At 34.5% G+C, this 26,004-nt stretch carries 24 protein-coding genes and 1 pseudogene; 5 read left to right on the forward strand and 20 right to left on the reverse strand.

All coding sequences use genetic code 11. The annotated features are described in order from the left end of the window. Positions 1-240: 240 nt before the first annotated feature. A complete protein-coding gene (locus PSA_RS06045; RefSeq protein WP_042146511.1) occupies positions 241-1,503 on the reverse strand; it encodes a lysine N(6)-hydroxylase/L-ornithine N(5)-oxygenase family protein in 1,263 nt (420 codons plus the stop codon). A 260-nt stretch (positions 1,504-1,763) separates the two neighbouring features. Then, positions 1,764-2,492: a siderophore-iron reductase FhuF gene (gene fhuF / locus PSA_RS06050; protein WP_082305641.1), complete on the reverse strand. Its 729-nt coding sequence runs from the start codon at positions 2,490-2,492 to the stop codon at positions 1,764-1,766. Positions 2,493-2,669: 177 nt separating this feature from the next. Here fhuF and PSA_RS06055 point away from each other — a divergent pair, with 177 nt between their 5' ends. Beyond that, positions 2,670-4,319, forward strand: a complete 1,650-nt coding sequence (locus PSA_RS06055; RefSeq protein WP_042146517.1) for a cyclic peptide export ABC transporter — start codon at positions 2,670-2,672, stop codon at positions 4,317-4,319. A 39-nt stretch (positions 4,320-4,358) separates the two neighbouring features. On the opposite strand, the gene PSA_RS06060 is transcribed toward PSA_RS06055, so the two are convergent. The 8 genes from PSA_RS06060 to PSA_RS06095 form a co-directional block, all read right to left on the reverse strand. Continuing rightward, positions 4,359-5,678 carry a PAS domain-containing sensor histidine kinase gene (locus PSA_RS06060; protein ID WP_042146579.1) on the reverse strand — a complete coding sequence of 440 codons (1,320 nt, stop codon included), beginning with the start codon at positions 5,676-5,678 and terminating at the stop codon, positions 4,359-4,361. An 8-nt stretch (positions 5,679-5,686) separates the two neighbouring features. Next, positions 5,687-7,030, reverse strand: coding sequence for a sigma-54 dependent transcriptional regulator (locus PSA_RS06065; RefSeq protein ID WP_042146519.1), 1,344 nt, complete (start codon positions 7,028-7,030; stop codon positions 5,687-5,689). 196 nt (positions 7,031-7,226) lie between these two features. Then, the gene (locus tag PSA_RS06070; RefSeq protein ID WP_042146520.1) at positions 7,227-8,453 is read right to left on the reverse strand and encodes an ABC transporter permease; all 1,227 of its coding nucleotides are present in this window, start codon (positions 8,451-8,453) and stop codon (positions 7,227-7,229) included. A 1-nt stretch (position 8,454) separates the two neighbouring features. Continuing rightward, on the reverse strand, positions 8,455-9,807 hold the full coding sequence (locus PSA_RS06075) for an ABC transporter permease (RefSeq protein ID WP_042146522.1): 1,353 nt from the start codon (positions 9,805-9,807) through the stop codon (positions 8,455-8,457). 9 nt (positions 9,808-9,816) lie between these two features. Next, positions 9,817-10,512: an ABC transporter ATP-binding protein gene (locus PSA_RS06080; RefSeq protein ID WP_042146524.1), complete on the reverse strand. Its 696-nt coding sequence runs from the start codon at positions 10,510-10,512 to the stop codon at positions 9,817-9,819. A gap of 133 nt (positions 10,513-10,645) precedes the next feature. Next, positions 10,646-11,929: an efflux RND transporter periplasmic adaptor subunit gene (locus tag PSA_RS06085; RefSeq protein ID WP_042146525.1), complete on the reverse strand. Its 1,284-nt coding sequence runs from the start codon at positions 11,927-11,929 to the stop codon at positions 10,646-10,648. Between the two features lie 271 nt (positions 11,930-12,200). Continuing rightward, positions 12,201-13,037, reverse strand: a complete 837-nt coding sequence (locus PSA_RS06090; protein ID WP_197276809.1) for a methyl-accepting chemotaxis protein — start codon at positions 13,035-13,037, stop codon at positions 12,201-12,203. Between the two features lie 17 nt (positions 13,038-13,054). Next, positions 13,055-13,315, reverse strand: a complete 261-nt coding sequence (locus PSA_RS06095; protein ID WP_042146526.1) for a hypothetical protein — start codon at positions 13,313-13,315, stop codon at positions 13,055-13,057. Between the two features lie 310 nt (positions 13,316-13,625). On the opposite strand from PSA_RS06095, the gene PSA_RS06100 reads away from it, so the two are divergent. Continuing rightward, complete coding sequence (locus tag PSA_RS06100) at positions 13,626-14,177, forward strand: NUDIX hydrolase (protein ID WP_042146528.1); 552 nt, start codon at positions 13,626-13,628, stop codon at positions 14,175-14,177. Between the two features lie 72 nt (positions 14,178-14,249). Here the strand turns inward: PSA_RS06100 and hpf are convergent, their stop codons facing one another. Next, positions 14,250-14,582: a ribosome hibernation-promoting factor, HPF/YfiA family gene (gene hpf, locus PSA_RS06105; protein ID WP_042146530.1), complete on the reverse strand. Its 333-nt coding sequence runs from the start codon at positions 14,580-14,582 to the stop codon at positions 14,250-14,252. Positions 14,583-14,881: 299 nt separating this feature from the next. On the opposite strand from hpf, the gene pip reads away from it, so the two are divergent. Both pip and PSA_RS06115 read left to right on the forward strand, forming a co-directional pair. Then, a complete protein-coding gene (gene pip, locus PSA_RS06110) occupies positions 14,882-15,829 on the forward strand; it encodes a prolyl aminopeptidase (RefSeq protein ID WP_042146532.1) in 948 nt (315 codons plus the stop codon). Positions 15,830-15,839: 10 nt separating this feature from the next. Beyond that, positions 15,840-16,250, forward strand: a complete 411-nt coding sequence (locus tag PSA_RS06115; protein WP_042146533.1) for a GFA family protein — start codon at positions 15,840-15,842, stop codon at positions 16,248-16,250. Positions 16,251-16,319: 69 nt separating this feature from the next. On the opposite strand, the gene bfr (PSA_RS06120) is transcribed toward PSA_RS06115, so the two are convergent. The 6 genes and pseudogenes from bfr (PSA_RS06120) to PSA_RS24390 all read right to left on the reverse strand — a co-directional run. Next, complete coding sequence (bfr, locus tag PSA_RS06120) at positions 16,320-16,796, reverse strand: bacterioferritin (RefSeq protein WP_042146534.1); 477 nt, start codon at positions 16,794-16,796, stop codon at positions 16,320-16,322. Between the two features lies 1 nt (position 16,797). Then, the gene (gene bfr, locus PSA_RS06125) at positions 16,798-17,268 is read right to left on the reverse strand and encodes a bacterioferritin (RefSeq protein WP_042146536.1); all 471 of its coding nucleotides are present in this window, start codon (positions 17,266-17,268) and stop codon (positions 16,798-16,800) included. 434 nt (positions 17,269-17,702) lie between these two features. Further along, a complete protein-coding gene (locus tag PSA_RS24380) occupies positions 17,703-17,792 on the reverse strand; it encodes a hypothetical protein (RefSeq protein ID WP_082305642.1) in 90 nt (29 codons plus the stop codon). Beyond that, positions 17,783-18,433 carry a PKD domain-containing protein gene (locus PSA_RS26810; RefSeq protein WP_082305643.1) on the reverse strand — a complete coding sequence of 217 codons (651 nt, stop codon included), beginning with the start codon at positions 18,431-18,433 and terminating at the stop codon, positions 17,783-17,785. Before PSA_RS26810 ends, PSA_RS24380 begins: the two co-directional genes overlap by 10 nt. Positions 18,434-18,456: 23 nt before the next feature. Next, complete coding sequence (locus tag PSA_RS06135; RefSeq protein WP_042146538.1) at positions 18,457-18,825, reverse strand: VOC family protein; 369 nt, start codon at positions 18,823-18,825, stop codon at positions 18,457-18,459. A gap of 24 nt (positions 18,826-18,849) precedes the next feature. Further along, positions 18,850-19,083, reverse strand: a pseudogene (locus tag PSA_RS24390) (NADPH-dependent oxidoreductase); the annotation flags it as partial. Between the two features lie 125 nt (positions 19,084-19,208). On the opposite strand from PSA_RS24390, the gene PSA_RS06140 reads away from it, so the two are divergent. Then, complete coding sequence (locus PSA_RS06140) at positions 19,209-19,853, forward strand: metalloregulator ArsR/SmtB family transcription factor (protein ID WP_042146540.1); 645 nt, start codon at positions 19,209-19,211, stop codon at positions 19,851-19,853. An 87-nt stretch (positions 19,854-19,940) separates the two neighbouring features. Here the strand turns inward: PSA_RS06140 and PSA_RS25750 are convergent, their stop codons facing one another. The 3 genes from PSA_RS25750 to PSA_RS06150 form a co-directional block, all read right to left on the reverse strand. Next, the gene (locus tag PSA_RS25750) at positions 19,941-20,198 is read right to left on the reverse strand and encodes a hypothetical protein (RefSeq protein ID WP_197276810.1); all 258 of its coding nucleotides are present in this window, start codon (positions 20,196-20,198) and stop codon (positions 19,941-19,943) included. 67 nt (positions 20,199-20,265) lie between these two features. Then, entirely contained in the window at positions 20,266-20,415 is a 150-nt protein-coding gene (locus tag PSA_RS25755; RefSeq protein ID WP_197276811.1) for a zf-TFIIB domain-containing protein, read from the reverse strand. Positions 20,416-20,425: 10 nt separating this feature from the next. Further along, positions 20,426-25,978 carry a DNA repair ATPase gene (locus PSA_RS06150; protein WP_082305644.1) on the reverse strand — a complete coding sequence of 1,851 codons (5,553 nt, stop codon included), beginning with the start codon at positions 25,976-25,978 and terminating at the stop codon, positions 20,426-20,428. Positions 25,979-26,004: the final 26 nt, after the last annotated feature.

Consider the following 26,004-nt stretch of genomic DNA (forward strand, 5'->3'; position numbering starts at 1 on the left):
TTCGTATTTTATATCAGGTAAAAAGAATACTAAATACAAAATTGTATTTTTCATGAGAAGAATTAATAAACTTGATGAAGTTTGGTGCTAAATGACTTGATATTAACAATGGACGCTGGTGCTTTTATGTTTGTTAATAGTTTCGTTTTTAAAGTTTTTATAAAGGCTGTATTTTCATAATTTAAAATACAGCCTGTTTTAAATTCGTGATGTACTTAAATAAATTCAACGATATATTTTTTAATCTACTAACTCACTAGATTTAGACAGAGACGTAACTATCTCGTGACTACGGACTGACATAATAGAAAGTAAAGTATCACTTAAGCCATGACTTTTCTCACAAGAGCCTTGTAAATAAATTTTAGGTTCAAAATTATCAGAAGTTTTAATGCAGTATGTGCGGTCTACATTATAGTCATTAAGATATTGGGCTAAAGGTGCTAGCAATGTCAGGTGTTGTTGTCTTTGGTATCCAGTTGCAAGTACAACGGTGTCATACGTATTTTGCGAAGTAGTGCCATTATCTAAATCTTTTACTATGATGTGAACGCCATTTTCATCTGCTAAAACAGAACTCACTTGATGCCCGCGTAAAAAACTATGGTGGTCAGATCCAGTCACTTTTTGTTGATAAAATACATCGTAGATACTTTGAATAACTTCAAGATCGGGTGCTGCATAGTTAGTATGCCAAAACTCTTCTAATAATGCTTGGCGTTCTGCTTGGTTTTTATCAAAAACATAATCGGTGAATTCAGCATTAAAAATTTCATTTACGTAAGGGCTGCTATCTGAAGGCTTTATAGCTCGAGCACGCATGATTAAATCAATGCTAGGCTTGTGATGCTGACTGTTGAGATCCATAAATATTTCTGCAGCACTTTGTCCTGCACCTATCACAGCAACTTTATTGGCCAAGTGATTTTGTTTTATCTCAGATAAGTATTTACTTGAGTGAATAATTCTCGGATCATTTTTGAATGTTTTAAATTCTTCAGGCACATTAGCTGTGCCTCCTACAGAAATAACTAAGTCTTTAGTTAAACGCTCTACTACTTTACCTTCACTGTTATAGCTTTTAACTAATAAATGCGTGACATTATTTAAGTCATTTAATTGTGGGATAACTTCAAATACAGTTTCACTATATGCAGTGTTGTCATGGAAGTGACTTGCAGCCCATTTCAAATAATCATTGAATTCAGTTCGACTAGGATAAAACGTTTTTAGGTTTATAAAATCAGCTAAGCGATTATTTTCATGAAGGTAATTGATGAAGCTATAATGACTTTTTGGATTTCTTAAAGAAACAAGATCTTTTAAAAATGAAATTTGCATATGTGCATTTTCTAGCATCATATCATTGTGCCAAGCGAAGCTAGCTTGTTTTTCAATGAAACATACATTTTTTAAGCTTTGAGGATCATTTTCTTCAAGTGCAATCGCAAGTGCGATATTAGATGGTCCAAAACCAATACCAATTAAATCGTAAATTTTCATTTTAATATCCTGATTATTGGATGGTTGTGTTTCCATCCGGTATATATATTCAAAACCTACCGTAGCCAAATTTAACACTAGGCAAATTTTAAAAATCATTATTTATTAGCGTGATCTTTGTTCTGTTAATTTCTATTTAAAATTAAGCAATAAAAGAATATTAATAATGACGTTTTATATAATCCAAAATTTAAAATTTATTTTGTAGTTATTTCTACTCACTAATTCAGAAAAAAGAGGTTCAATTGTAGTTTTGATAATTATTTAAAGTTTTTTCTAGGGCATAAGGCGCAATAGTCATTATCTGGTAATTTGTAATACAAACAGCATTGACTATGGGCCATATGTTGAACATTATCAGTTTTTATATATCTAGTTTTAAAATAAAGCGGGTTATAACTACCGTCTTCAAACCTTTTTGTTGTTAATAAGGTTTGTTGATCTAAATTAATATCTTCTATTAAGGGTAAGCGCTCAATTAAGGTATTAAATATGTTTTTTATGTATCTCACTGCGTTGCCCCATAATATTTTTTCAGGGACATTAAATTGATAATTTAACGATTTGAAAATTGGCGTTAAGTGATCTTCAATTAATGGAGAAAAGCGCAGTTGAGTAGAACTATGAGGAATTGCAATCCCTTCATCAGTTAACATGATATTTTCAATAGTACCTAAAGGGCTAATATGTATTTTAATATTCTCAATACTTAAAGGCAGAGATCTTTTTAAAACACATGATGCCACGATAATTGAAGGTAATATCTTCCACAAATAATCTAAACTCCAAGCAGAGACTAGTGCGACTTCATCTACTGAAATACAGGTGTTTTTGTAATGTTGTTCTTTATATTTTTCAATCATTACAGGTAATTTATCTAAGAGCTCATTTAAATTCATATCACAGTGGTGATTTTCAACATTACTCATCACAGGAGTGGCTAGAGATTTCAAGTCTCCTGTGAATATAGAACTGAGGCAATTTAGCATATAGGCACCCTAGTTATTAATTTAATTTGCTTGATAAATTAATGTAATTGTTATGCATTTTAAGAATTAAAAGGCGCATTTTCATTTAGGAACGATATAAATGTAAAGGGAATTTTTAGTTAAATTATTGCGTGAGATTTTCGTCTAATAGTTAAAATTATATTTTGGATATCAGATGTGCTTAAATTTTTAATACAGAGATCTCGTAATTTACTCGTAATGGCAATCATGGCGGGCATTGTATCGGGGGCTTGTAGTGTGTTGTTATTAACTCAAATAAATGGCGCGATAAGCGCTTCATCTCAACAAGAACTTCAATCTTTTATTTTACCTTTTACGGCACTTGCTGTTTTGGGTTTTCTTGCAAGGGCGATGTCTCAAACTTTATTTGAGCAATTAAGCCAAAATGCACATGCCAATATGAGACACTTTATTAGTAATAAAATTCTCAGTACATCATTTGAAAAATTAGAAAAAATTGGTGGGGCAAAAATCCAATCTGCACTGTCAGATCACAGTACAAATGTTGCTCAATTTTTTGTAAGTGTACCAGTTATCATAACTAATGCTGTTGTTGTAATTGGCTGCTTAACTTATATGGCATATTTATCTTTTACTATTTTTATCGTAGCTTTATGTACATTTTTATTAGGCGGATTGGGATATCATTTAGCACATCTAAAAGCGATTAAATATTTAAATAACTCAGCTCATGAACAAGATAAATTATATGGTTACTTTCGTTCCTTAATTGATGGGGCTAAAGAGCTTAAGCTTAATAGAAAAAAACGTCAGCACTTTGAAGCGCAATTGTTAGGTGGATCTATAGAATCTGTAAGAAAGCAACGTGCAACAGGTATGTCTATTTTTGTGATTTCATCTAGTTGGGGTAACTTTTTAATTTATGCTTTTATAGGGCTTGTTTTATTTTTTCTTGCTGGAGAATCAACGGATAGATTGGTAACGATAACAGGTTTTTCTCTTGTTATTTTGTATATGGTTACACCACTTGAAGTCTTATTAATTAACTTGCCTAGAGCTAATTTAGCTAAAGTTTCCGCTATGAGAATAGATGAAATAACGAGTGAAATTAATCAAGAAGTAACTTCCGTTGAAAGTAGTCATGATAAGACTAGTTTTAAACAAATCAAATTGAACCGCGTTACCCATTCATACTATCAAGAAGTGAAAGATGATATTTTTACTTTGGGGCCTATAGATTTAGAGTTTAATCCTGGTGAGGTGAATATTTTGGTTGGAGGTAATGGCAGTGGAAAAACCTCGCTTGCCAAGTTACTTTCAGGTTTATATCGCCCAGAATCTGGTAAAATATATCTAGATGGTAATGTTGTTTCTGAAGCTGAACAAGATAATTATCGTCAACTATTTACTGCAGTTTTTTCTGACTTTCATTTATTTGAAAGCTTACTTGAATGTGATGAAACTAGCTCTGAAGAAAGAGAAGCACATGGTAATAGCCTAATTAAAAAGTTACATCTAAATCATAAGGTAAAAATTCAAAATGGTGCTTTTAGTACGCAATCTCTTTCTCAAGGACAACGTAAAAGACTAGCTTTAGTTATTACTTACTTAGAAGAAAGACCGTTCGTGATTTTTGATGAGTGGGCTGCAGATCAAGATCCTGTATTCAAAGATATTTTTTATAAAGAGTTATTACCAGAACTCAAAAACAGAGGTAAATGTGTTTTTGTTATTAGTCATGATGATAAATATTTCGATTGTGCAGATAAGTTGCTCTATATGGAAAGTGGGCAAATAATTAAAGTCGAAAATAATCAACAAGATAAGTTTATTCAATCCGCTTAAACTTATCTTGCATTTATATTGAGATGATCAAAGGTAAATTTAAGTTTGTTTACTTTTATCCCAAGCTGGCACATCAAATTTAACGAGTAATCCACCTTGCTCACGATTGGCCAATTTTAATTGGCCATCGTGGGCAGATATTACTTCATTACATAAACTTAAACCTAAACCTGTGCCTTTTTCTTTGGTACTAAAAAAAGGCAATAAAGCTTGTTGAAGTTGTGAGGCTTGCATACCTTTACCTCTATCAACTAACGCAAAGACTAAACGGTTATTTTCAAATACGACTTTAAGTGCAATTTCGCTTAACTCGCAACCTGATTCATGCGCATTTTTTAATAAATTGATAAATACTTGTTCAATCTGAGTTGCATCAAAATAACCATCTACTTTGGGCAATTCGCCTAATAAATTAAAATCATAAATACGCTGCACTGAAGTGAGCAGTATTTTGAGGTTTTGTCTTGTTTTAGTTGGCTCTGGTAAGCGAGCAAACTGGGCGTATTGTTCCAAAAATACTTTTAAATTATCTGCGCGACGGTTAATGGTTGTTAATATATCAGGAAGCATCTCAAAGTGGGCTGGTTTATCGAGTATTTTTAGTGCTGATGAGGTGAGTGATGCAATTGGGGCTAATGAATTGTTTAGTTCGTGAGAAATTAATCTAATTGCATTCTTCCACAGGTTAATTTCTTGTCGTGAAATCTCAGTGGTTAAATCTTTAAATAAATATAAAGTATGTTGACGCATATTCATTTGAAAATGTTGACAAGACAAATAATAGGTCTGCTTTTTATCATCTTTATTTAAGGTAATTAATCCTGACTGTTTGTTTAAACAACTGCTTTTAAGTTCATCATCAAGATGGTTCACAATGTTTGTAAAGGTTAGCCCTTCTAACTTTCCTTTTACATTAAATAGCTTTTGCGCCACTAAATTTGAATAAACAACCTGTTCATTTTCATTGGTTAAAACGATTGAAACAGGTGTACTTTGCATTATAGTATCGAGCAATAATTCACGCTGAAACAGGCTCATACGTTCTTTTTTCATGGTTTTTGCTAAGGCGTTATAGGCATTAACTAATTGCCCTAATTCGCCTTTAAACTCATTATGAATTTGCACACTAAAATCATTATCTTGAAAACTTAAAACCCCGGATGTTAGTGCGCTTATCAAATCTCGGCTTGGTTTTAATAAGCTTTGAATGCCTACAAACACCAAACTAAAGCTAGTTATCAATCCTATAAATACCGCTAATATTAAGGGGAAGCCTAAGTAGGAAAAGCTTACATAAATGCAAGCTTGTATTAATAACGCAATAAAAAATAAACTCAGTAATCGCGCGGAAAGCGTCATTTTTTTAATCATTTTTTATTTAGCTCAATGGCGAATTTTTCCATTCTGCGATAAAAGGCTTGGCGACTTAAACCTAAACTTTTAGCAGCTTGTGATACAACCCCTTGATGTTGCTCTAATGCTTTTTCAATATCAGATTTTGTATATTCGACAGCTTCATTTCGAGTACTTTTAGTCTGTTTTATGCCTAAATGTTCGGGCTGAATTTCATTATCGCCACATAATAAACATGCTCGTGCAATGGCATTTTGTAACTCTCTTACATTGCCTGGCCAATCATAGTTTTGTATTAACGATTCAGCGCTTTTTGATAAGGTCTTACCTTCATCCATAAATAATGATATCAGCGCGTTAATATCTTCTTTACGTTGGTTTAGCGGGGGTAAATCAAGTTCAATCACATTGAGTCTGTAATATAAATCTTCTCTAAAATGACCTTTTTTAATGGCTTTTGTGAGGTTTTCGTTGGTTGCACTGATCACTCTAACGGTAACTTTTTGGGTTTTTGAACTGCCTAAACGTTCAAATTCACCAGTTTGTAAAACGCGTAATAGCTTTTTTTGACCCTCAATAGATAAATTACCTATTTCATCTAAAAATAAAGTACCGCCATCAGCTGCTTCAAAACGGCCAATGCGCTGTTTTCCTGCACCTGTAAACGCACCTTGCTCGGCACCAAATAATTCAGCTTCTAATAAATCTGCGGGCAGGGCACCTACGTTTACTTTTATGAAAGGTTTGTTTTTTAAATCACTATTCGCTTGAATGACTTCTGCTATTTTTTCTTTACCTGCACCGTTAGGGCCTGTTATTAAAACGGGGATAGGGGCAGCTGCGACTTGCGTTGCCATTTCCAATAAACTCAACATAGATTCAGCAGCAAAAGCCATACTACATAAGTTATATTTCAGTTGTAGCTTTTGTAAGCGGGTTTGCACACGAGTGCGACGGCGAGAGTCTTGTTGTTGTAGCTGAGATAGCTCTATAAGATTTCGTACTGAGGCTAAAATTTTATCGTCATTCCAAGGTTTAGACAAATAATCTGCTGCGCCTTCTTTTACTAATTGCACTGCTGTTTCGAGATCTGCCCAACCGGTTAATAAAATAACAGGTAAATCAGTAAATGCTTCGCGTATTTGACCAAATAAAACTTTGCCTTCATCACCTGAAATGGTGTCTTGGCTAAAGTTCATATCTTGAATAACTAAGTCAATTTTTTGATCTGCTAAACACTTTAGCCCTTGAGCGGGGGATTCGGCACCTATACATTCAATATCGTTTAAAATAAAAAGCACTCTAAGTGCTTTTATTACATCTGGGTTGTCGTCTATCACTAAGACTTTTGGGTTCATGTTAATCCTTTATAGAGCTGCTTCGCATTTCTATTGGTGCCACTTTATGGCGTTATTCTTATTTTAATTACTGTTGTTTTAGCTATTTTTACTTTTATTAGCTGTATATCCGTTTATGGGAAATTCGAGATTAAAACTATACTTGTTATGTTTTAATTTTTTGAGGGGATTCCCCCTCAAAAATTATTCTAATTATTTACGCTAAACCACGTGTGATAATTGCAGGTGCGATATTCGCGGCTTTTCTTGCAGGAAAATAAACAGCCATTAAACATATTGACCAAATAAAACAGGCAATATAAACGCAATAATCAAACTGTATTAAACCACTAATATTAAATCGGTCAATTAAAAGTAGGTTTAGGTAGAGTGATAAAATAATGCCTAAGGCCATGCCCATAAAGGCTAAAATACTATTTTCAATTAAGAAATATCTAATTACTTGGCTTTTAGTTGCACCTAAAGCGCGTTTAGTACCAATTTCTTTTTTTCGTAATGATACAGAAAAAGTTACCAAACCAACAATGCCCATGGCTGTAATACATAAGCCAATGAAACTGATCCCCAACATAGTAAAGGCAAAGCTACTACGGCCATCCCACAAGCGTTTTTTAGCACGCGCTGCAAATTCAACCCCTTGCACATATCTGCCTGGTTGCTCATATAAAACATCCTCAATCTTTTGTAAAATTTCCTCACCCATATTTGGATTGATACGCACCATATAATTGAATAGAGCATTTTGACCATATTTCACTTGTGGTCGAATAACGCTGTGGTATTCAACTTGCCCATAAACAGCCATTTCTCCTAACATGATATTTTTATAAATACCGACTATTTTTGCTGGCACTCTTTCACTGGTTATATAAAAAGTACTGCCTAAAGCATTGCCGTCAGGAAATAAGCTTTCAGCCATATCTTCACTAACAAGTACGTTGGGTGCCGTTTGTTGTACGTCGAGATAATGGCCTTGTATTAAATCTAGAGGCTCAAGCGTTCTGCCTGAAATCATTTCTATGCCTAAGACTGCTGGACCATCTAAGTTGGTGTCAAATAACCCAAGTTCATGTGCCGCCGCATTTTCATCAACAGAGTTATAAACTTGATTGTAGTATCTTCTTCTTTCAAGTACGTTTTCTATTGTTGGTGTCGCCAAATTTACGCCGTCTATACTTGTTAATCGTTTTAGGTCATCCTCTAACAATTGGCGTTTATCCAAGTTTTCATCATATACAGTGGTCCAAATATTGATGATTTCGTGTTCATCTAAATTAGCTTCAATTAACCAGTTATCTAGAACGTTAGCAGTAATAAATACTGAGTTACTCACGATGGCTAAAGTGATCGCAATTTGTAAAATGATTAATAATGCGATGGCTTTAGAGCGCTTTAATATTTTTAATATATGTAAAATTTCCATGTTATGTGCCTCGTAATTGACTAGCTGGAGCAAGATTACTAATGCGCCATATTGGATAAAGACCAGCGATAATGACGCTGAAAACTGTGATAGTTGCTGTTTTAGCTATAAGTAGCCAATCAATGGAATAAATTGCACGTAACTGAACAGGATCTGATAAATAATCAGATTGATATCTTCTAATATGGAACATAATTTCTAAACCAAATTTTGAAAGTAACAAACCAACTAAAATACCTATGAGAGAAATAAACAATACTTCGATTAAATGTATTTTTACGATATAAGCTTTTGTTGCACCTAGGGCGCGGTATAAGCTGACTAATTTTGACTTTGATTGAAACTTTGCCAACATAATTCCTGAAGTATTAATAATACATACTGCAAATAATAGGTAAGACATCATGGCTAAAGTTTTTATCCATGTATCATTTCCATACACAGTCATAAGCTGATTAATAGTTTGACCATAAACGATTTTTTCTTGGAAAAAGCGTCCTACTTCTTTTTGTTTTTGACTATAAGCTGTGAGCCAAGAAAAAAAAGCATCTGACTGTTCAGCGTTAGAAAATTCAACCCATAGATTTTCAAAGCCACATTCAGATGTTTTTAATCCAGCCACATTTTGCGTTCTAAAGGTACTGCTTAAGGCTCTTTGTGATTCGGGACAAAAAACTTGGCCACGTCGCCTAAAATTATTATCTAATGCAAAAGTATATGGAATAAAGGCTTGATCATTATCTCTGGTGCTAAAATATCTATTTTGAAATCGTCTGTTATGAACAGATATATCCATCACACCAACTACAGTCAGTGGTTTTTTATTTACTAACAGACGTTTACCAACAGAGTTTACTCCACCAAAGAGTTCATCATTAACCGTTTTGTCTATTACAATGACAGCTTGTGAACTTGATTCAGCTTCTTTACTCCAAGGTTCTCCATAAATAAATGGCATTTCCATAAGATTGAAAAGTTGATAGTTTGTTGCACTAGCAGATAAATTCATTGGTCTTGCTGTTAAATTTTCTGGTTCAGCAATAAATTGTGTTTCCCATATTCTGACTAGGCTGTTAACAGCTAATCGAGCATTAAAAATGTTTTCGATATCTTTGTAAGTTGTTCTTGGCATACGAGACGCTTCTTGCTCTAACGCATCAGCAGCACGGTTATCTAACATAATCAATTGCACATTTTCACTTTTATGCGGTAACGGTACTTTTTGCTGTTGAAGTGAAATCGTCATCATAGTGGTCATTAAGGCAATGCCAATTGCAATAGTAATCACCATCAGGGCGTTCAGATTTTTTTTATGTTTTAAACTATGTAGAACTTGTTTTAGTAACTCACTCATTTGATACTCCTAAACAGCCATATCTGTTAATTGAGATTGCTGAATATCACTTACTTGGCCATCAAGAATTTGAATGTTACGATTAGCACGCCTAGCAAGTTCAGGATCATGGGTTACCATGATAATCGTAGTGCCTTTTTTATTGATATCTTGCAATAAATCCATGACTTGGCGTGCCATTAAAGAATCTAAATTTCCTGTGGGTTCATCGGCTAACAAAAAGCGTGGTTTACCTGCTAAAGCGCGAGCAATCGCAACCCTTTGTTGTTGACCACCACTGAGTTGATTAGGTAAGTGATGCATACGAGATGCTAGGCCTACAATTTCTAGAGATTCCTCAATACGTTTTTTACGCTCGCTTCTATTTAAACCACGAAAAATTAAAGGGACTTCAACATTGTCGTATAAACTTAAATCTGAAATAAGATTAAACCCCTGAAAAATAAAACCAATCTTTTCATTTCTTAAACGTGATAGTTGATTGTCGTTAAGGCCTTTAACGTTTACACCATCTAAAAAGTAGTCACCTTGTTCGAAGGTTTCAAGCATACCCGCTAGGTTTAAAAAAGTTGTTTTACCTGAACCTGAAGGCCCTGTAACGGATACAAAATCACCTTCTGCAACTTCTAAATTAACATCGCTTAATGCGTGGGTTTCAATTAAGTCGGTACGATAAATTTTGCTGACATTTTTCATTGATAACATTTCAAATCCTTATAAATCTGCTGTGCAGTTTTATTGAGGCCACTACGTGGCGTAATATATTTATTTAAACCCTTTATTTAAGGTGTTTACTATTTTTTGTTCTTCTTGTAGCTAAGCTATTTTTAATAAAATTTTATTGGGTTATTAGCACTTGGCTTTGATCATTAAATGGTGTGATATTTGAAATAACTACGGTGTCACCAGGCTGTAAGCCTGAGGTTATTTCAACTTTTCCTGTACTGCGTGCACCCAGTGTTATTTTCACTTTTTTTGCTAAATTGTTTTTTACAACATAGGCTTTAAGTCCTGCACCCGATTCAACAAAAGCACCTCTTTGGAGTGTGAGAACGTTGTCTTTTTTCTCTATAATGATTTGTGCTGATACGCGTTGGTTTTGACGCATGCCTGGAATTTGTTCAATTAAACGTACGCGTCCAGAGACTTGACCATTGTTTACTTCAGGTGAAATTGCAGTCAGCTTACCAGCATAAGATTGTCCATTAAGGGTGATATTGGCATCAAATCCTAGCCCTAATTCATCGGCGTAGCTTTCTGGAATTTGCGCTTCAATTTCAAAAGCGGATAAATCTACAAGTGATAATAGTGGTGTATTACGTAATACGGCTTGTTTTTGTTGGATATTAACATTACCAACAATACCGTTTAATGGTGAACGAATTTCTAATGCAGCGACTTTTCGCTCTAGCTCTTCACTAATATGGCTTTGGCGCTGTAATTGCAGTTCTAATGCTTTTAGCTCAAACTCTAATTGCTCTTTTTGTAGCTTTAAACTTTCGATAGCATGATTATTAGTGAGCGTTGCACGCTTTAATCTTACGACAACTTCGTCATATTCTAATTGCGAAATAAGCGACTTTTCTATGCTGGCTTTTGAGCGGGCCATTTCGCTTTGTGCTGCAGCCAAATCTACTGCTGCAATTTCCATAGTTTGTTGATTATTTAATAAATCACTACGGGTTTGAATTTTTTGGCGTTCAACTTGAATCGAAAGCTCATCTAATCTGGCTTGTTCTTGTGCGTATTCACTTTTAAGTTGTGGACTATCGATTACAGCTAATAGTTGATCTGCTTCAACTGTATCACCTGGTTTTACATGTAAAAATACGGTGCCTTCATCCATAGAGTAGAGCGTTGGGTTAACAGCGGCAATAGTACGGCCTTCAACACGAATATCTTCAATAAATAGACCGCGCTCAACGGTTGCTAAACGAACTTGTTGTTTTGATACTGTGAGATCTGCACTTAACAATGATGCCATCGCTGGATAGCTTATCCAACCAATTAAAGCTATTGCAGTTGCACATGTCAGGGCAATTAAACTTGTACGATTAAAACCTAAAAATTTATTATTTTTAGGTTGTACTACACGGTCTTGTTGTGAAGTATCTTTAATCATGAGCCATGTCCTTATTTATATTTTTATCGTGTAATTATTTCTTACTATATCAACTAGTGTGCCAGTTTTTAATTTGTTGATTCTATTGGTTTTTGTTCTTTTGGTGTTTTTTTAAATAATTGTACGGACGGACAGCGGACAGTCCGCGGACAGGTGTACGCGAACATTATTAATAAAGGTTAATGGAGAGTTGTCGAGCAGGGCGCTCGACAATTTTTTAACTATTTAGACTTTGAACCGCTGGACTAGACAATTGGGGCTTTGTGACATTTCATTTAATTGATGAATTGATGAATTGATGAATTGATGAATTGATGAATTGATGAATTGATGAATAAACATGTTTAGCGCCTAGCTCTGTTTCTTCTGCGATATTAGAAACATCAAAGATGCTTTGTTCTATGACTTCAACTGCCTGCTTTTGTTCTAGTGTAACGCCGGCAATATCTGAGCAGTTAGCCATGAGCTGTTTAACTGAAACATCTATTTTAGTTAAAGTTGTATTACAAGCATTACTGATTTCTAAACCTTTCTCTGTGGCGTATTTACAATTTGTCATTTCCAATACAGTGGATTCAACACCTTGATGCAGTTTATCTATCATGGTTTCAATATTTGCTGTGGAATCTTGTGTCCGTTTAGCTAATGTCCTGACTTCATCTGCTACCACTGCAAAGCCACGACCTTGCTCTCCCGCTCTTGCTGCTTCAATAGCGGCATTGAGTGCGAGTAAATTTGTCTGCTCAGGCACTTGTTTAATAACATCAAGGACTTCACATATCTGGCTTGAAGATACTTGCAGTGCTTTTACTGTCAGCTGTGCATTGGCCACACTGGACACAACCGATTGAATTGTTTTAGCGTTTTGCTCTATATGTGACAGACCCTCAATAGTAAGCGTATTTGCTTGTTTTGCGACTGTTAAAGATGATTCAGTTTGCTTAAATACGTTTTCTGCTGATGCAGATAAATCGCTCACTTCACCTTTGATATTATTTATATTTTGTTTTTGTAATGACATACCTGTATTAATTTGTTTGGTGACACAAGATAACTCTTCTGCTTGTGAAGCCAATGAATTGGTATTGTCATTAATATTAAATAGCACATTGCAAAAATCTTTATTCATAGCATTAAAAGCGACTGTATATACTGCTTTTTTTCATCTATTGATTTATCGTCCATAGTTGAAATGGCATTAACTTGATTATTAATCACTTGAGTTAATAGTTTGGCATTTTGGGTGCGTTCTGCGTACATATTTTCTTTTAATTTATCGGCAGAAAGTAACTGAGTTATTAAAATAATCAAACTGGATATGATGATTGTTAAACGAAGTTTTGCACTCACTTGTAGGTTATTGAGTAGTTTATTTACATTAAACATTTATTCTTTTTAATCTACATAATGCGATAAAATAGATGTAGATAGCGCTGTCAATTTTTGAGGGTTCTACTTAGCATAAGTCTCTTGTATAGAACTAATTTGGACTTAAATTGAGCAAAAAAGTATAGGAATTGTAAGTTTATGATAATTGTTCTTATTTCTATTTTAGTAGTTTGAAAGCTAATGTAAATGAATGTGAAGCCCTTAGTTTGTGTAAGGTCATAAAGAATAAAAAAGAATCAGTTATGGTATATATCATGTTTTATCTGAGTTAAAATTCGCGCCTCCAAATCTTAATTTATCGAGTTATATGCAATTATTAAAATCAACTACTCATCCTGATATAGCATCTTTATCCGGCAGTGTTTTTCAACGTAAGGCTGCTCGAGGCATTATTTTAAAAGGTGAAGATATTTTAATGGTGTATACCGCTAGATACCATGATTACACTTTACCTGGTGGCGGTATTGATGAGGGAGAAGATATTCAAGCAGGCTTAATTAGAGAGTTAAGTGAAGAGACCGGTGCTTGTAATATTACAGATATTAAAGAATTTGGTTTATATGAAGAGTTTAGACCTTGGTATAAAGCTAATTTTGATATTGTTCATATGCTGTCTTATTGTTTTACTTGCACCATAGATGATGAGTTAGGTGAAACTAAGCTTGAAGATTATGAAATTAAAAATGGTATGAAACCTGTTTGGGTTAATATATTTAAAGCGATTAAGCATAACGAAGATACAATCGCCAATAGTGATAAAAAAGGCATGTCGATTGAAAGGGAAACATTTTTACTTAAAATAATTGTAGAACTTGGATTAGTTAATAAAAGTCAGTCTGGGGAAAGTGTTTGTAGTTAAGGATTGTTTTAATTGATTTTAAATGGGAAAGCTTGCTCAAAATTTAGAGCAAGCTAACAAAAACCTTATTGGTTATTCAACTTCGTCTAATACCTCTGCTGAATGTGGTTTGCTATGTAAATTCGCTTTTAAAACGCCTTTGCGATGTGATAAAGATGACTCTAGCTTTTTAACTGCACTTGCAATTGCTGAGTATAGTTCTTTATCTGATGCGTTTACTGAAATACTTACTCCTTCATATACGGTCGATACTTCAATTTTTTGTTCATTTCGCTCTACTGTAACAATAGCCTTTAGCGACATAATATCTGGATAATGCTGGCCGATTTTAGAAAATTTATTCTCTACTGATTGTTTAATAGCTTCAGTAATTTCAACGTGATGACCGGAAATCTCTATCTTCATATTTGTATCCTTTTTCATTGTCTTCAATATAATAATCGGTCTTGTGCATCGAAAAAACAAGGGTTAAATGACAAATAAATTAATTTTTTTTTAATTAATAAAATAGTGATCTTTTAGCTTGAAATGAAACTAAATTGGGCGCATGCTGTTTGATTAAGTCTTGCTTGAAAAGCCTCATCCTATTCCAAATTTGCCATAACCACTTTTAACTATTGAGTGATAAAAAACCCACATTAAATATTTTATACACCTGCTTTTTCTGATAGTTTTGCATCAGAAAAAAATAGTGAGACAAATAAATGAATGAGTTTTATCCTGAAATAACACCTTTCAATGATTTTTTATTAGAAGTAGGTGATGGCCATCAAGTTTATGTAGAACAATGCGGTAACCTACAAGGGCAAGCTGTTTTATTTATACATGGTGGGCCAGGAGGAGGGTGCTCAGAAACAGATAGACGCTTTTTTGATCCTGAAAAATATCACATTATTCTTTTTGATCAGCGAGGCTGTGGTCGTTCAAAACCTCATGGCAGTTTAGAGAAAAATGAAACCAAGTATTTAGTTGCTGATATAGAAATGATCCGTACTAAGCTGGCGATTGATAGTTGGCATGTATTTGGTGGTTCATGGGGCTCAACTTTGTCTTTAGTATATGCACAAACTCATCCTGACAATGTAAAAAGCTTAGTATTAAGGGGGATCTTCTTAGCCAGACCAGACGATACTAATTGGGCATTTTCTGGAGGTGGTGCTACACGATTGTTCCCTGATTACTGGCAAGCATACCTAGATACTTTACCTAAAGGTCAAGCTGATACTTCTATCAAAGCGGCTTATGAAATCATGATAGGTGAAGATAAAGAACTGGCATTAAAAATTGCAAAAGCTTGGGCACAATGGGAGATCCGTTGTTGTACTTTATTACCAGATGAAGCATTTGTTGCAGATAAAACTGATGATGAATCTAGTTGGAGTTTAGCGCGCCATGAAGCACACTATATGGTGAATGATTGTTTCTTAACTGAAAATCAAATTTTAGCTAATTGCGATAAAATAGCGCATATCCCAACAACGATAGTTCATGGTCGTTATGATGTTGTTTGCCCATTTGATAATGCTTGGATTTTACATCAACATTTACCAAAATCAGAATTAGTGATAAGCGAAAATGCAGGGCATGCCTCTGTAGAACCAACAACAAAACATAATTTATTAGCAGCTACTCAAAAAATGCTAACAGTTTAAAGGATTTAAAATGTATACAGGTAAATGCTTATGCGGCGAGGTAGAAGTCGCGTTAAAAGGCTATATTAGCGATATCATTCATTGTCATTGTTCATTATGTCGAAAATCAAGTGGTACCGCTTTTGCTACCAATGGTTTTGTACAATCAAGTGACTTTAAAGTTGTAAAAGGCAGAGAAAAATTATCTTCATTTACTTTTAAACCAGGAAGAATTCGTCACTTTTGTTCAGCATGTGGTTCACCTGTATACAGTGAAAATAAAGATGATCCAAGCCGCTTTAGGCTACGCTTAGGTATTTTAGAGTCTGATATTATAGAGCGACCCATATCTCATAATTTTGTATCTTCACAAGCTAATTGGGAAGACTTAGATGCAGGGTTACCTAGGTATGATACGTTTGAGCCTAGTCGTCAGAAGTAGCATATTAAAATAAAAAAATCGCTTGTAACATTTAGCTATTACAAGCGATTTTGTTTTGAAAAATTAATTTTAAGGTGTACTCATTTGAGACTGAATATAGTTATGTATCCCGACTTTATCAATGAGACCAAGTTGTTGCTCTAACCAGTAAATATGATCCATTTCTGTATCATCTAATAAGTCTTCAAGAATTTCTCGCGTCACATAATCTTTTTCTTGTTCACAGACGCCAATAATCATTCTTAAACTTTCAGCTACAATATGTTCAGCTTTTAAATCATTTTCTAGCATTTCCTTGGTATTAGAGCCGATTAATAAAGGTGCTCTGGAGGCTGTATCTGCTTGGCCTTCTAAAAATAGTATTCTTTCAGCTAAACGTTTAGCGTGACCTAATTCTTCTTCATGTTCATGCATTTCATGTTCATGGAGTTTGTCAATTCCCCAATCTTCGAACATTTTGCCATGCGCAAGATATTGATCCATAGAAGTGAGTTCTAAGGTGAGCTGTTTGTTGAGTAGATCTATTACTTTTTGTGAACCTTGCATGTTAAGACTCCATCATAGATTGTTGGTAGTTCTCTATACCTGTGTTATCAATTAAGAACTGTTGAGACTCGAGCCAATCTACATGTTCTTCTTCGTACTCAAGGATAGACTCTAGTAATTCTCTACTAACGTAATCTTCCTCTTTTTCACATAATTCAATGGCTGTTCGCATTATGGCGATTTGCTCTAGTTGAAAGTCCATATCACATTGGATCATTTCGGTAGTGTTTTCTCCTATGCGAAGCTTTTCTAGGTGCTGTAAATTAGGTAAGCCTTCTAAAAATAAAATCCTTTCAATTAAATCATCAGCTTGTTTCATATCTTTGATAGATTTTTTATAGTCTTTTTCATTGAGCTCTTCTAAGCCCCAGTTTTTGAATATTCTGGCATGTAAAAAATATTGATTAATTGATGTCAGCTCATAGGTCAGGATCTGATTCAAAGAGCTTATTATGTTACTTTTGCCTTTCATTTTTAATGTCCTGTTTTGCACTAGTAGTAAAAACATTTAGGTAATTAAAGTGTAGAACAAAAAATAGACAGTGTTAGAATGTTTTTATATAAATACGAATTAGATATATTCTTTTAAAATAAAGTACTTACAATGCAAATTAGAGTTATTATTATTTCGAGATAGGCATTTTATTAGTAATGACAATTATTAGTATTTTCCTGTAAAAATGGTGTTTTTTTAGATATGTACCCATGGCTGGTTTTATCATTTTTTTGATACTTTTAAAGTAATGAAGTTATGCCATAGTTGAGTATGACGTAACTTAAATTATCAAGGTAATTGCGATTAGTTACATTGGTTTATATAGCTCCACTCTTGCCAGTTACCTGAATGCTCTTTTGATGCTTGATTTTTTGTCCATCTGTAACCGTAATTTTTTTAGTGATAGAGGATTATTGCCCTGCGTTATCGGATACGGTTAACGTGACATCATAGCTACCTGATTGTGAATAGATATTTTGGCTGTTTTTAGTTAACGCCATTTGTCCATCGCCAAATGCCCAAATGGCGTTTGTGATATCAACATCATCAGTAGATTATTGATAAAAGATACTTGTAAACCAGATTTGCTATAAGAGAAATCGGCAACAGGTAAAGCGTCTAAATCTGTTAAATTGACTGAAATTGCAGTACCTGCTTGTGCACCTTCGTTATCTGTTACAGTCAGCGATACTTGATATTGTCCCGCTGTCTGATATGTATGACTGAGATTTAAACTATTACTTGTATTACCTTCAGATAAATCCCATTTTATATCAATAACTTGACCATCAGGATCTAAGTAATATAAGTTTTGACGGGATTTATTTTCGATGTCACCTTTTTCAGATGTAAAGCCTGCTAATGCTAATCTTGCCATGACATTTTTAAGGTCATGTGTAACAAAGGCAAAATTGGCAAGGCCTACCTGATGGCCTGTTAAGTCTCTATTCTCATTTTCACCATTATCATTGAGTGATAGGTATTGGTAATCGTCACCAAAATGTACCCAGTTACGAGGTTTACCAGACCATTGTCTTCTATCGCCACCACGCATAGACCAGTGAGGGAGTGCTGCTTGATAAAACTTAAGTGAATTAGGTATGTTTTTTACGACTAAATTTAAATGTTCTAGGTGTATCATTTTATGCTCCTTTATCTTATATCCTAATTAACTCGCCAAGGCGGATTCAATCTATTTTCACCTGCTTTATAGAGCTTAATTTTATTGCCTGAAGGGTCGATTAAAATAGCTTCACGCCATAAGTAAGATTGATCAGTAGGTAATTGCTTAAATTCAACGCCTTTAGCTATCAGCGCTTCTACCCAAATATCTAAACCTTCATTCTCAAAATAAATAATGGCACCATTACTGAAAGGCTCTTCATTTAATGATAGTGAGAAGCTTACGCCATTAGGGCATTCAAATCTTGCATAGTGAGGTGTATCAACTATCAGTAAAAAGCCTAATAAAGTATAAAACTTAGTTGCTTTTTCCATGTTATTCACGGGTAGTGTGACTTGATTTAAGTTCATATATCTATCCTTATAAATTATGGTTTACATGCCGTATAAGTACTCTTGCTGTTTAGGGAAAGGTTGGTTGTGATGTTGCGCTCTAATCGTTTTTAATGCGCCACTATATTGATGCAACATATGCATGCTGTAATTAACTCTATCTCTTAGGTTTGTATCTCTAGGGTCTAAATCTTGGCCTTGATCATCAGTTAAGACTTGCTCAACATTTCTAATGATTAAATGATCTGGTGTTGCTACCAGTTTATTATTTTTAAGTAAAGTAAACTCTTTACTTAATTTTGTAAAGAGGGGACTTCGAATAAAGTAAATAAAAAAGTTTACTTAATATTTGATTAAGGAATAATAGGGAGGAAAAATAAAAATAGCGTACTGGTGAAGGTGTGAAAACAAGCGAAAAAATAATTAGCTTACTTAAAGTTGAAGGTGCATTAACTGCTAAGGTATTAGCGAGCGAGTTAAAATTAACAACTATGGGGGTGAGGCAACACTTGCAAGCACTAGAAGAGTCTGGTGATATTAGTTTTGAAGATAAAAAGGCTGCCAGAGGCAGGCCTACACGATATTGGGCATTAACAACTAAAAGTAATAGCCGGTTTTCAGATAGGCATGAAGAGCTTACGGTTCAGCTAATTGATTCTGTTAAAAGTGTATTTGGGGATTCTGGTTTAGAGCAGTTAATTTCTCATAGAGAGCAAGCATCATTAGATTTATATCAAGCTGCATTAGCGAATAAAGAGGGTTTAGAAGATAAGCTAAATGCTTTAGCACAGTTAAGAACCCAAGAAGGGTATATGGCCAATGTAGTAAAAGGATCGCTTGATAATAAAATATGTGATGACTCTGTTTACTGGCTATTAGAAAACCATTGTCCTATCTGCGCTGCTGCTAGTAGTTGTTTAAATTTCTGTCGTTCTGAGCTGAATTTATTCCAAACTATTTTAGCTGATGTTGCAACTGTGAGCAGAGAAGAGCATATCATTGAAGGAGCGAGACGTTGCGCTTATAAAGTAACAGTTAAAGTTTAGGTGCAGTGGTAATGTCAATCGCTATTAACGTAATAACTTACTGATGATTAATATAAAACATTATATCTTGTCTTTTTGGGTGATATTTTAACCATTGACTAACTGCTCTGATTTATTTAAATCGTCTTCCCCTAATATTTTTATATAACGCTGTTTTCTATCTTCATCTTGTGCCTGAATACGTACTTTTTTTTGCCACGGAATGGTGAAAATACTCGGCATTAAATTGCTCATTTGCAGTGCTTGTAACGTTTGCCATTCACCGTCATCTAACCAAACATCATAACAGCTATTACATAAATCTAATCGATTATTATGACAACCTGAGATCCTAAATTTACGCATTAAGCGTGCACATTTAGGACAATTCAAAGCGGTGCTAGTAGCATTTACATTTTCAAGGTCTATATCTTCAGCCGATACTCGCTGATAATTCAGCCCAGTCTCTATAATAAAGTAAAGAGATTAAAGCGCCAGAACATTGCTGGCAGCCCATGGCCGATAACCCCTTATCTATTTTTGTCGCAGTTAAATCTTTATTTTTGCATTTAGGACAGTGCATCGTATTTTCCTTAATTATTTCTGGTTGCGACAATTTCTTCATCGTGTCTGGTTAATGTTGTTTCTGGTTCGCTAAAAGCAGGATCAAGTTGTTTTAATTTTTTAGATATCGCATCAACTTTATTCCATACATCATGATCGAGTCTTATTTTATGATGCATAATTTTTAATACAGGTAATAAAGATACATCAATCGTTTGTGCTATGGCTTGTACTGCATCGGCTACTTGTGGATCGGTATGATTATCGATATTCACCTCAGGCACAGCTTGTTGCTGTAATGTGTCAGTTAACTGTTTATTGATATCAATGAGCTGAGATAGCTGCTCTGAATTATTATTGTTTTGAATTGCTAAAACTAATTCAGATAATTTATCAGTGTTGTTATTAGCACTGATAGCTTGGCTTAGTGATTGCGATAATTGTTGTAAATTGTGGTTGTTATCTAGTTGAGTGAGCGTGTGGTTAAGTGTTGTTAGTTGCTCATTAGAGTTATTAGCGATTAAAGATTCAGCTATGGTTTGTAACTGGCTTTGAGGGCTAGTTTGGTTTATAGAGTTAGCCACCTGTAGTAATGAATCACTATGATCCCAACTCAGGTTTTGTTTATCAAGTTTACTTGAAATACCTTCAAGCGATTCATGTAATAAACTCATTTGATTAACGGCTAACATTGCAGGACTGCCAGCGTCATCTAACTTATTTAGACGACTATAATCTTGTTTAATAGCTTGCCAACGTTCATTATCATCTTTGCTGAGTGTTTTACGTAATTCAGCTAGTTTAAGTAAGTTTTCTTCACTACCTTTACTGAGCGTTTGTGCTTCGCCTTGATAATGATCTTGTACTAAATTTTCAAGTTCTGAGTCATTCATGACGGCAACCACTTTTTCCGCCATTTTATTCATATTTCGGTAGCTACCTTGTAATTTAAAAGGTGGCTCTGTGCGGTATTTATCATCTTGCGCTGCTGATGCGATATATTGTTCGTTAACTTTGAGCACAGTGTCACGAATTGTCATTAATTTAGTCAGTACAGCTTTGATTTCACTTGCTTCAGCCTGGCTATAGCCATGTTCTAACTCATTAAGGGAAATATCTTCGCCTTGGCAAATACGAACTAGTTTATAGAGATCTTGCATATTTCGATTGGCAAGCGGTGCCAATACAGAGTTTGAAGTTAATGCATTTTCAATGAAACTCATCGCAAATTCACTTTCACAACCCGATAATGTATCGCCTAAGTTATATATATCAGCACGATTAGATAACATGTCAGGGATCTGGAAGCTTTCACCTGATTCAGTATAAGGGTTACCAGCCATGACCACTGCAAACTTTTTACCTCGTAAATCATAGGTTTTACTTTTGCCTTTCCATACGCCATCAATACGCCGAGAACCATCACATAAAGAGATAAATTTTTGTAAAAACTCAGGGTTAGTATGTTGAATATCATCAAGATATAACATGACATTATTGCCCATTTCGAAACTTTGATTTATCTTTTCAATTTCTTTTTCGGCGGTAGCATTAATGGCTTGGGCGGGATCTAGAGATACTTGATCATGGCCTATCGATGGACAATTTACTTTAACAAAGGTCAAACCTAAACGACTGGCAATGTATTCGATTAAGGTTGTTTTACCATATCCTGGAGGTGAGATGAGTAATAACATGCCCATTAAATCGGTACGTTTATTATTTCCTGAAGCACCAATTTGCTTGGCTAAATTGTCACCTATGATGGGAAAATATACTTTATCAATTAATTGATTACGTACAAAAGAGCTTAAAGGACGTGCTTTAAATTCATCTAATTGTAAGCGTTCCTTTTCAATTTCGAGTATATTATTTCGCAGTTTATGGTATTGAGAAAAGGCGCTAACTTGGCTGTTTTGATACTCAGTAGTACGGGCAAAAAACTCTGCATAATCAACAGTTAAATTTTGTTCGGAAATTCTTGAGTGTTGCCCCATTAACCCGGTAATACGATTATCTGTTGCAGTATTGTTTAAGCTATTAAATTGTAATGAAGCAGGCGTTAAACACAGTAAGTAATGCGCACTTTCAAGTGAAATAGCGTGTGTAGCCGGTATTTGCAATGTGTGATTATATGCATTTAACCAAGTGAAGTAGAGTTGCCAGCGAGGTGTTAAGGCACAGAGTTGTTCATCAGCTTGTAGTAAATGATTATAAATTCCTTTGCTTTTAACATCTTGTATAAATTGTTCAGCTAAACTTTTTGCAGCAGCTGTAATAGAAAAAAGGGCTTGATCACAATCAGGTTTTTGCTGTGCGAGTTCATTTATTAAGTACTGAGCACAAATTTGTGCATTGGCTGCTAAATGATGCTCAGCTAATAGGGGATTAGTCTGCTGAAATTGGCTTATTTCATCAATTAAGCTGGTGGTCAGGTTATTGAAAAAGACACTATCCTTGAAGTGTTGCTGCATTAAGTCGGCATTTTTGGCTTGTTGTAATAAACACTCCTGTTCTGTTTGTTCTTTATTTTGCCAAAATAAAGCAGCAATAATACGCTCAGCAGCAGGATAAATTAATAAGCCATTTTCTGACTTTTGCTTTAATAATACGTTTAAAATGAGACAGGCATCATGGTCATGAATGCCTTTTTCATATCCTTCTTGATATCTAGGTTCTGCAAACTTTTGTACGAGATTAATTAAACTATTATCTTTTTGAGCTGTAAATAATTGACTAAAAGTAAGCGGATCAGTAATTGAATCTGCTGCAAGCAAGATTGCGGATGCTAAATACTCACCGCGATAAATTACCTCAGATTCAGAGATTAATGCTTGCTCCCATAAGTGCTTATTAGCATCTAGTTGATTTTTATAAAGTGGATCTTTAATGCTTTCAAAATAATCTGAACCGGTTAGATGTAACGTAAGCTCATTATCTTTCGGTAATAACGTCAGATCTAATACTTGTTTATTAACACTAAACTGGTGCTTACCAATCGAGATTGTATTACCACCATCACTATAAATATCGAGTTTATCCCGTAATCCTCGTATTCCTTGATCTTTACATGCTTTAAGTTTTGCTTGTAAATCATCGGCTTTGATTTGATCGTCCAAGGTTTTTAATTCATTGATCAAAGCTTTTAGCTTACTGATCATTGGATCTGAAGCAAAATAAGTATTTAGTACATCTAAATCAGTGAAAGTAGCTGTTCTGCGATTGATCCCGTTTAGAATACGCTCTGCTGCAGAAGCTAAGTTGACCGCACGTCGTTGCTGGGCATCAATTAAAGTTTGTTTATGTTTTTCAAAGCTATCAAAAATATCATCACGTTTAGTGAGAATATCAGCTAAAAATTCATCGTATTCACTAAATTGAGATTCCAACTCTTCTAGTTGGATCAGTAAACGAGATAATTGGTCATCACATTCTACAGGTGTTTTTGCATTATTAAGTGCACCAGTAACGCTTTGTGATAGTAGTTTAAATCGGGCTGAAAATTCAGCTTTAGCTTCCACTGAACCTAAGCTTTTACGCTTGATTTCGATACTGGCTTTAGCGCGATTAACTAAGCCATATACAATTGAAATATCTTCTAATATTTGACTGCGAATGCGGCTGTCGTCAATTTGTAAATCAAGCATGGTATGGTTTAGTAAATCTAAGCCATTGCTTAATTCATCTAAGGTAGCGATATGTTGTTTTAGCTCAGTTACGCTTTCACAGGTTTTGGTAAAGTCTTCAACTTCTTTTAAACTTGTATGATAGGGCGTAAGCGCTTTTTCTTGTTGTAAAAAAACAGCGGTGGCTTGGCTTAACATTTGCGTTATATCGTCAACTTGTTGATTTAAAATTTCTAATGCGGATAAATCAATAAACTTTAATTCTTCTAAGCTGATTAATTGCCCTTTTTGCTGCTTAAGTTGATTTAAGCCATCAACAAACTCACTGGCGAGTTTAAAACTATCTGGACGGATTGCACTTTTTAAAGATTCAAAAGCTGTATTTGCATCGTTTAGTGCAAGTTTTGCTTTACTCTGTATTTCATTAACTTTTTCAAACTCATCCAAGACTTGCTCTGAAGTCTCAAAAATATGATGTAAGCTTTGCTCTATATCACTAAAAGTAGTTTCAGATAGCCAATGATACCGATCGAATAAGTTACGAGATAATCCAATCATGGCTTCATAGTGATGGATTTGTGGACTTTGTTCGTTGATTAATTTATGCAAACTATATAAATCTGAAATACCACGTACTAAATCAGGATTACCGATCTTGCCTAAAAGGCTAGTATCTTGCGGTGCATTATCGGCAAACTCAGGACTAACAAATGGGCTTTGCCATATTTGAACTGGATGAACTCGCTCAGCTTCATCTTTATCGGCTTTAAAAGTAAGGGTTGTACCGTCTTCAAATAACGTATAACCATGACCAAAAATAGGGTTTTGTAAATTCTTATCAATTAAGTTGTAAGCAAATAGGGCATAACGACCTTCTTTTGGCTCATAAAATACAAATAAGACATCTTCGCCATTAGGGGATTTTATTTGACGGTGAAACTCTAAATCATCAGCGTTATCTTCAAACTTCCGAGTTTGACCAGATTGTAAATAATAACCACCTGGAAAAATAATGCCGTGATCTTCTGGTAATTGTACACATGCATCACCAATCGCATCTTGGCGGATCACTTGATGAGAATCACTGTTAAAAATTAAGTAGCGCCACTGCTTTTCACGATAAGGCAGTATTTTCAATAAAATCAATGAACCGACTTGGGCATATTCCAGTTCGCAATCAGCTAAAGATTGATTTTTATCTTCAACTGTTTCACTGTAGATCCCTTGTCCTGAGCTAGTATTATTTTCAATTTTAATTGTTAAGGTACCATTTAAAGTTTCAACAAATACCTTATCTAAAATGTTGATATGAGGGTAGCGACCTTCCTCATGTTCTTTTCTGCTGGTTTGATGCCATTCAAAATCGTGATTTTGTGGTGCTTTTATTGCTTTTTCACCACGATTATCAATATAACTAATTTGATTGTCAGCTGAGATAGACCAACGGAATACACGAATATCAGTAAGGCGTTCGCCTATTTGAAATATCGCATATAAATGACCATCTTGCTTATATAAATGCTGCAGTTGCGCTTGTTTGTAATAAGTATATAGCTCATCAAAGTCGCGAATAAACCTGCTATCGGTTAAGAAACTATTATCAGTTTTTATATCTTCTATTTCAAAGTGTTCTTCTTGATTGACTAGCCTGTGCAAACTAAATACATCAGACACTTTGGTTGTTGTTTTTAATCCAATAAAGACATTGAAAGCAAAAACCAGCGTATCGCCAATGCATATAATATCACGTGGAATACAGTTGTTTTCAGTACGTACTCGTACTCGGCCTTTTACTTTTAAATCTGTACTACCAAAGGTTTCAATGCGTTCTTGATTTACGTTATCTATTTGTGACTTTAGTTCAGTGCCTAAGTTTAATAAACGCCTTTTGATCAAATCATAAGATCCGCCTTGTAAAGCTATATTGTCTTGGTCTGAGTTATGTGAATCCGTCATTTATAAAATCCTATTGCTGAACTAGT

The organism is Pseudoalteromonas sp. '520P1 No. 423' (assembly GCF_001269985.1).
In the GTDB taxonomy this organism is placed as follows: domain Bacteria; phylum Pseudomonadota; class Gammaproteobacteria; order Enterobacterales; family Alteromonadaceae; genus Pseudoalteromonas.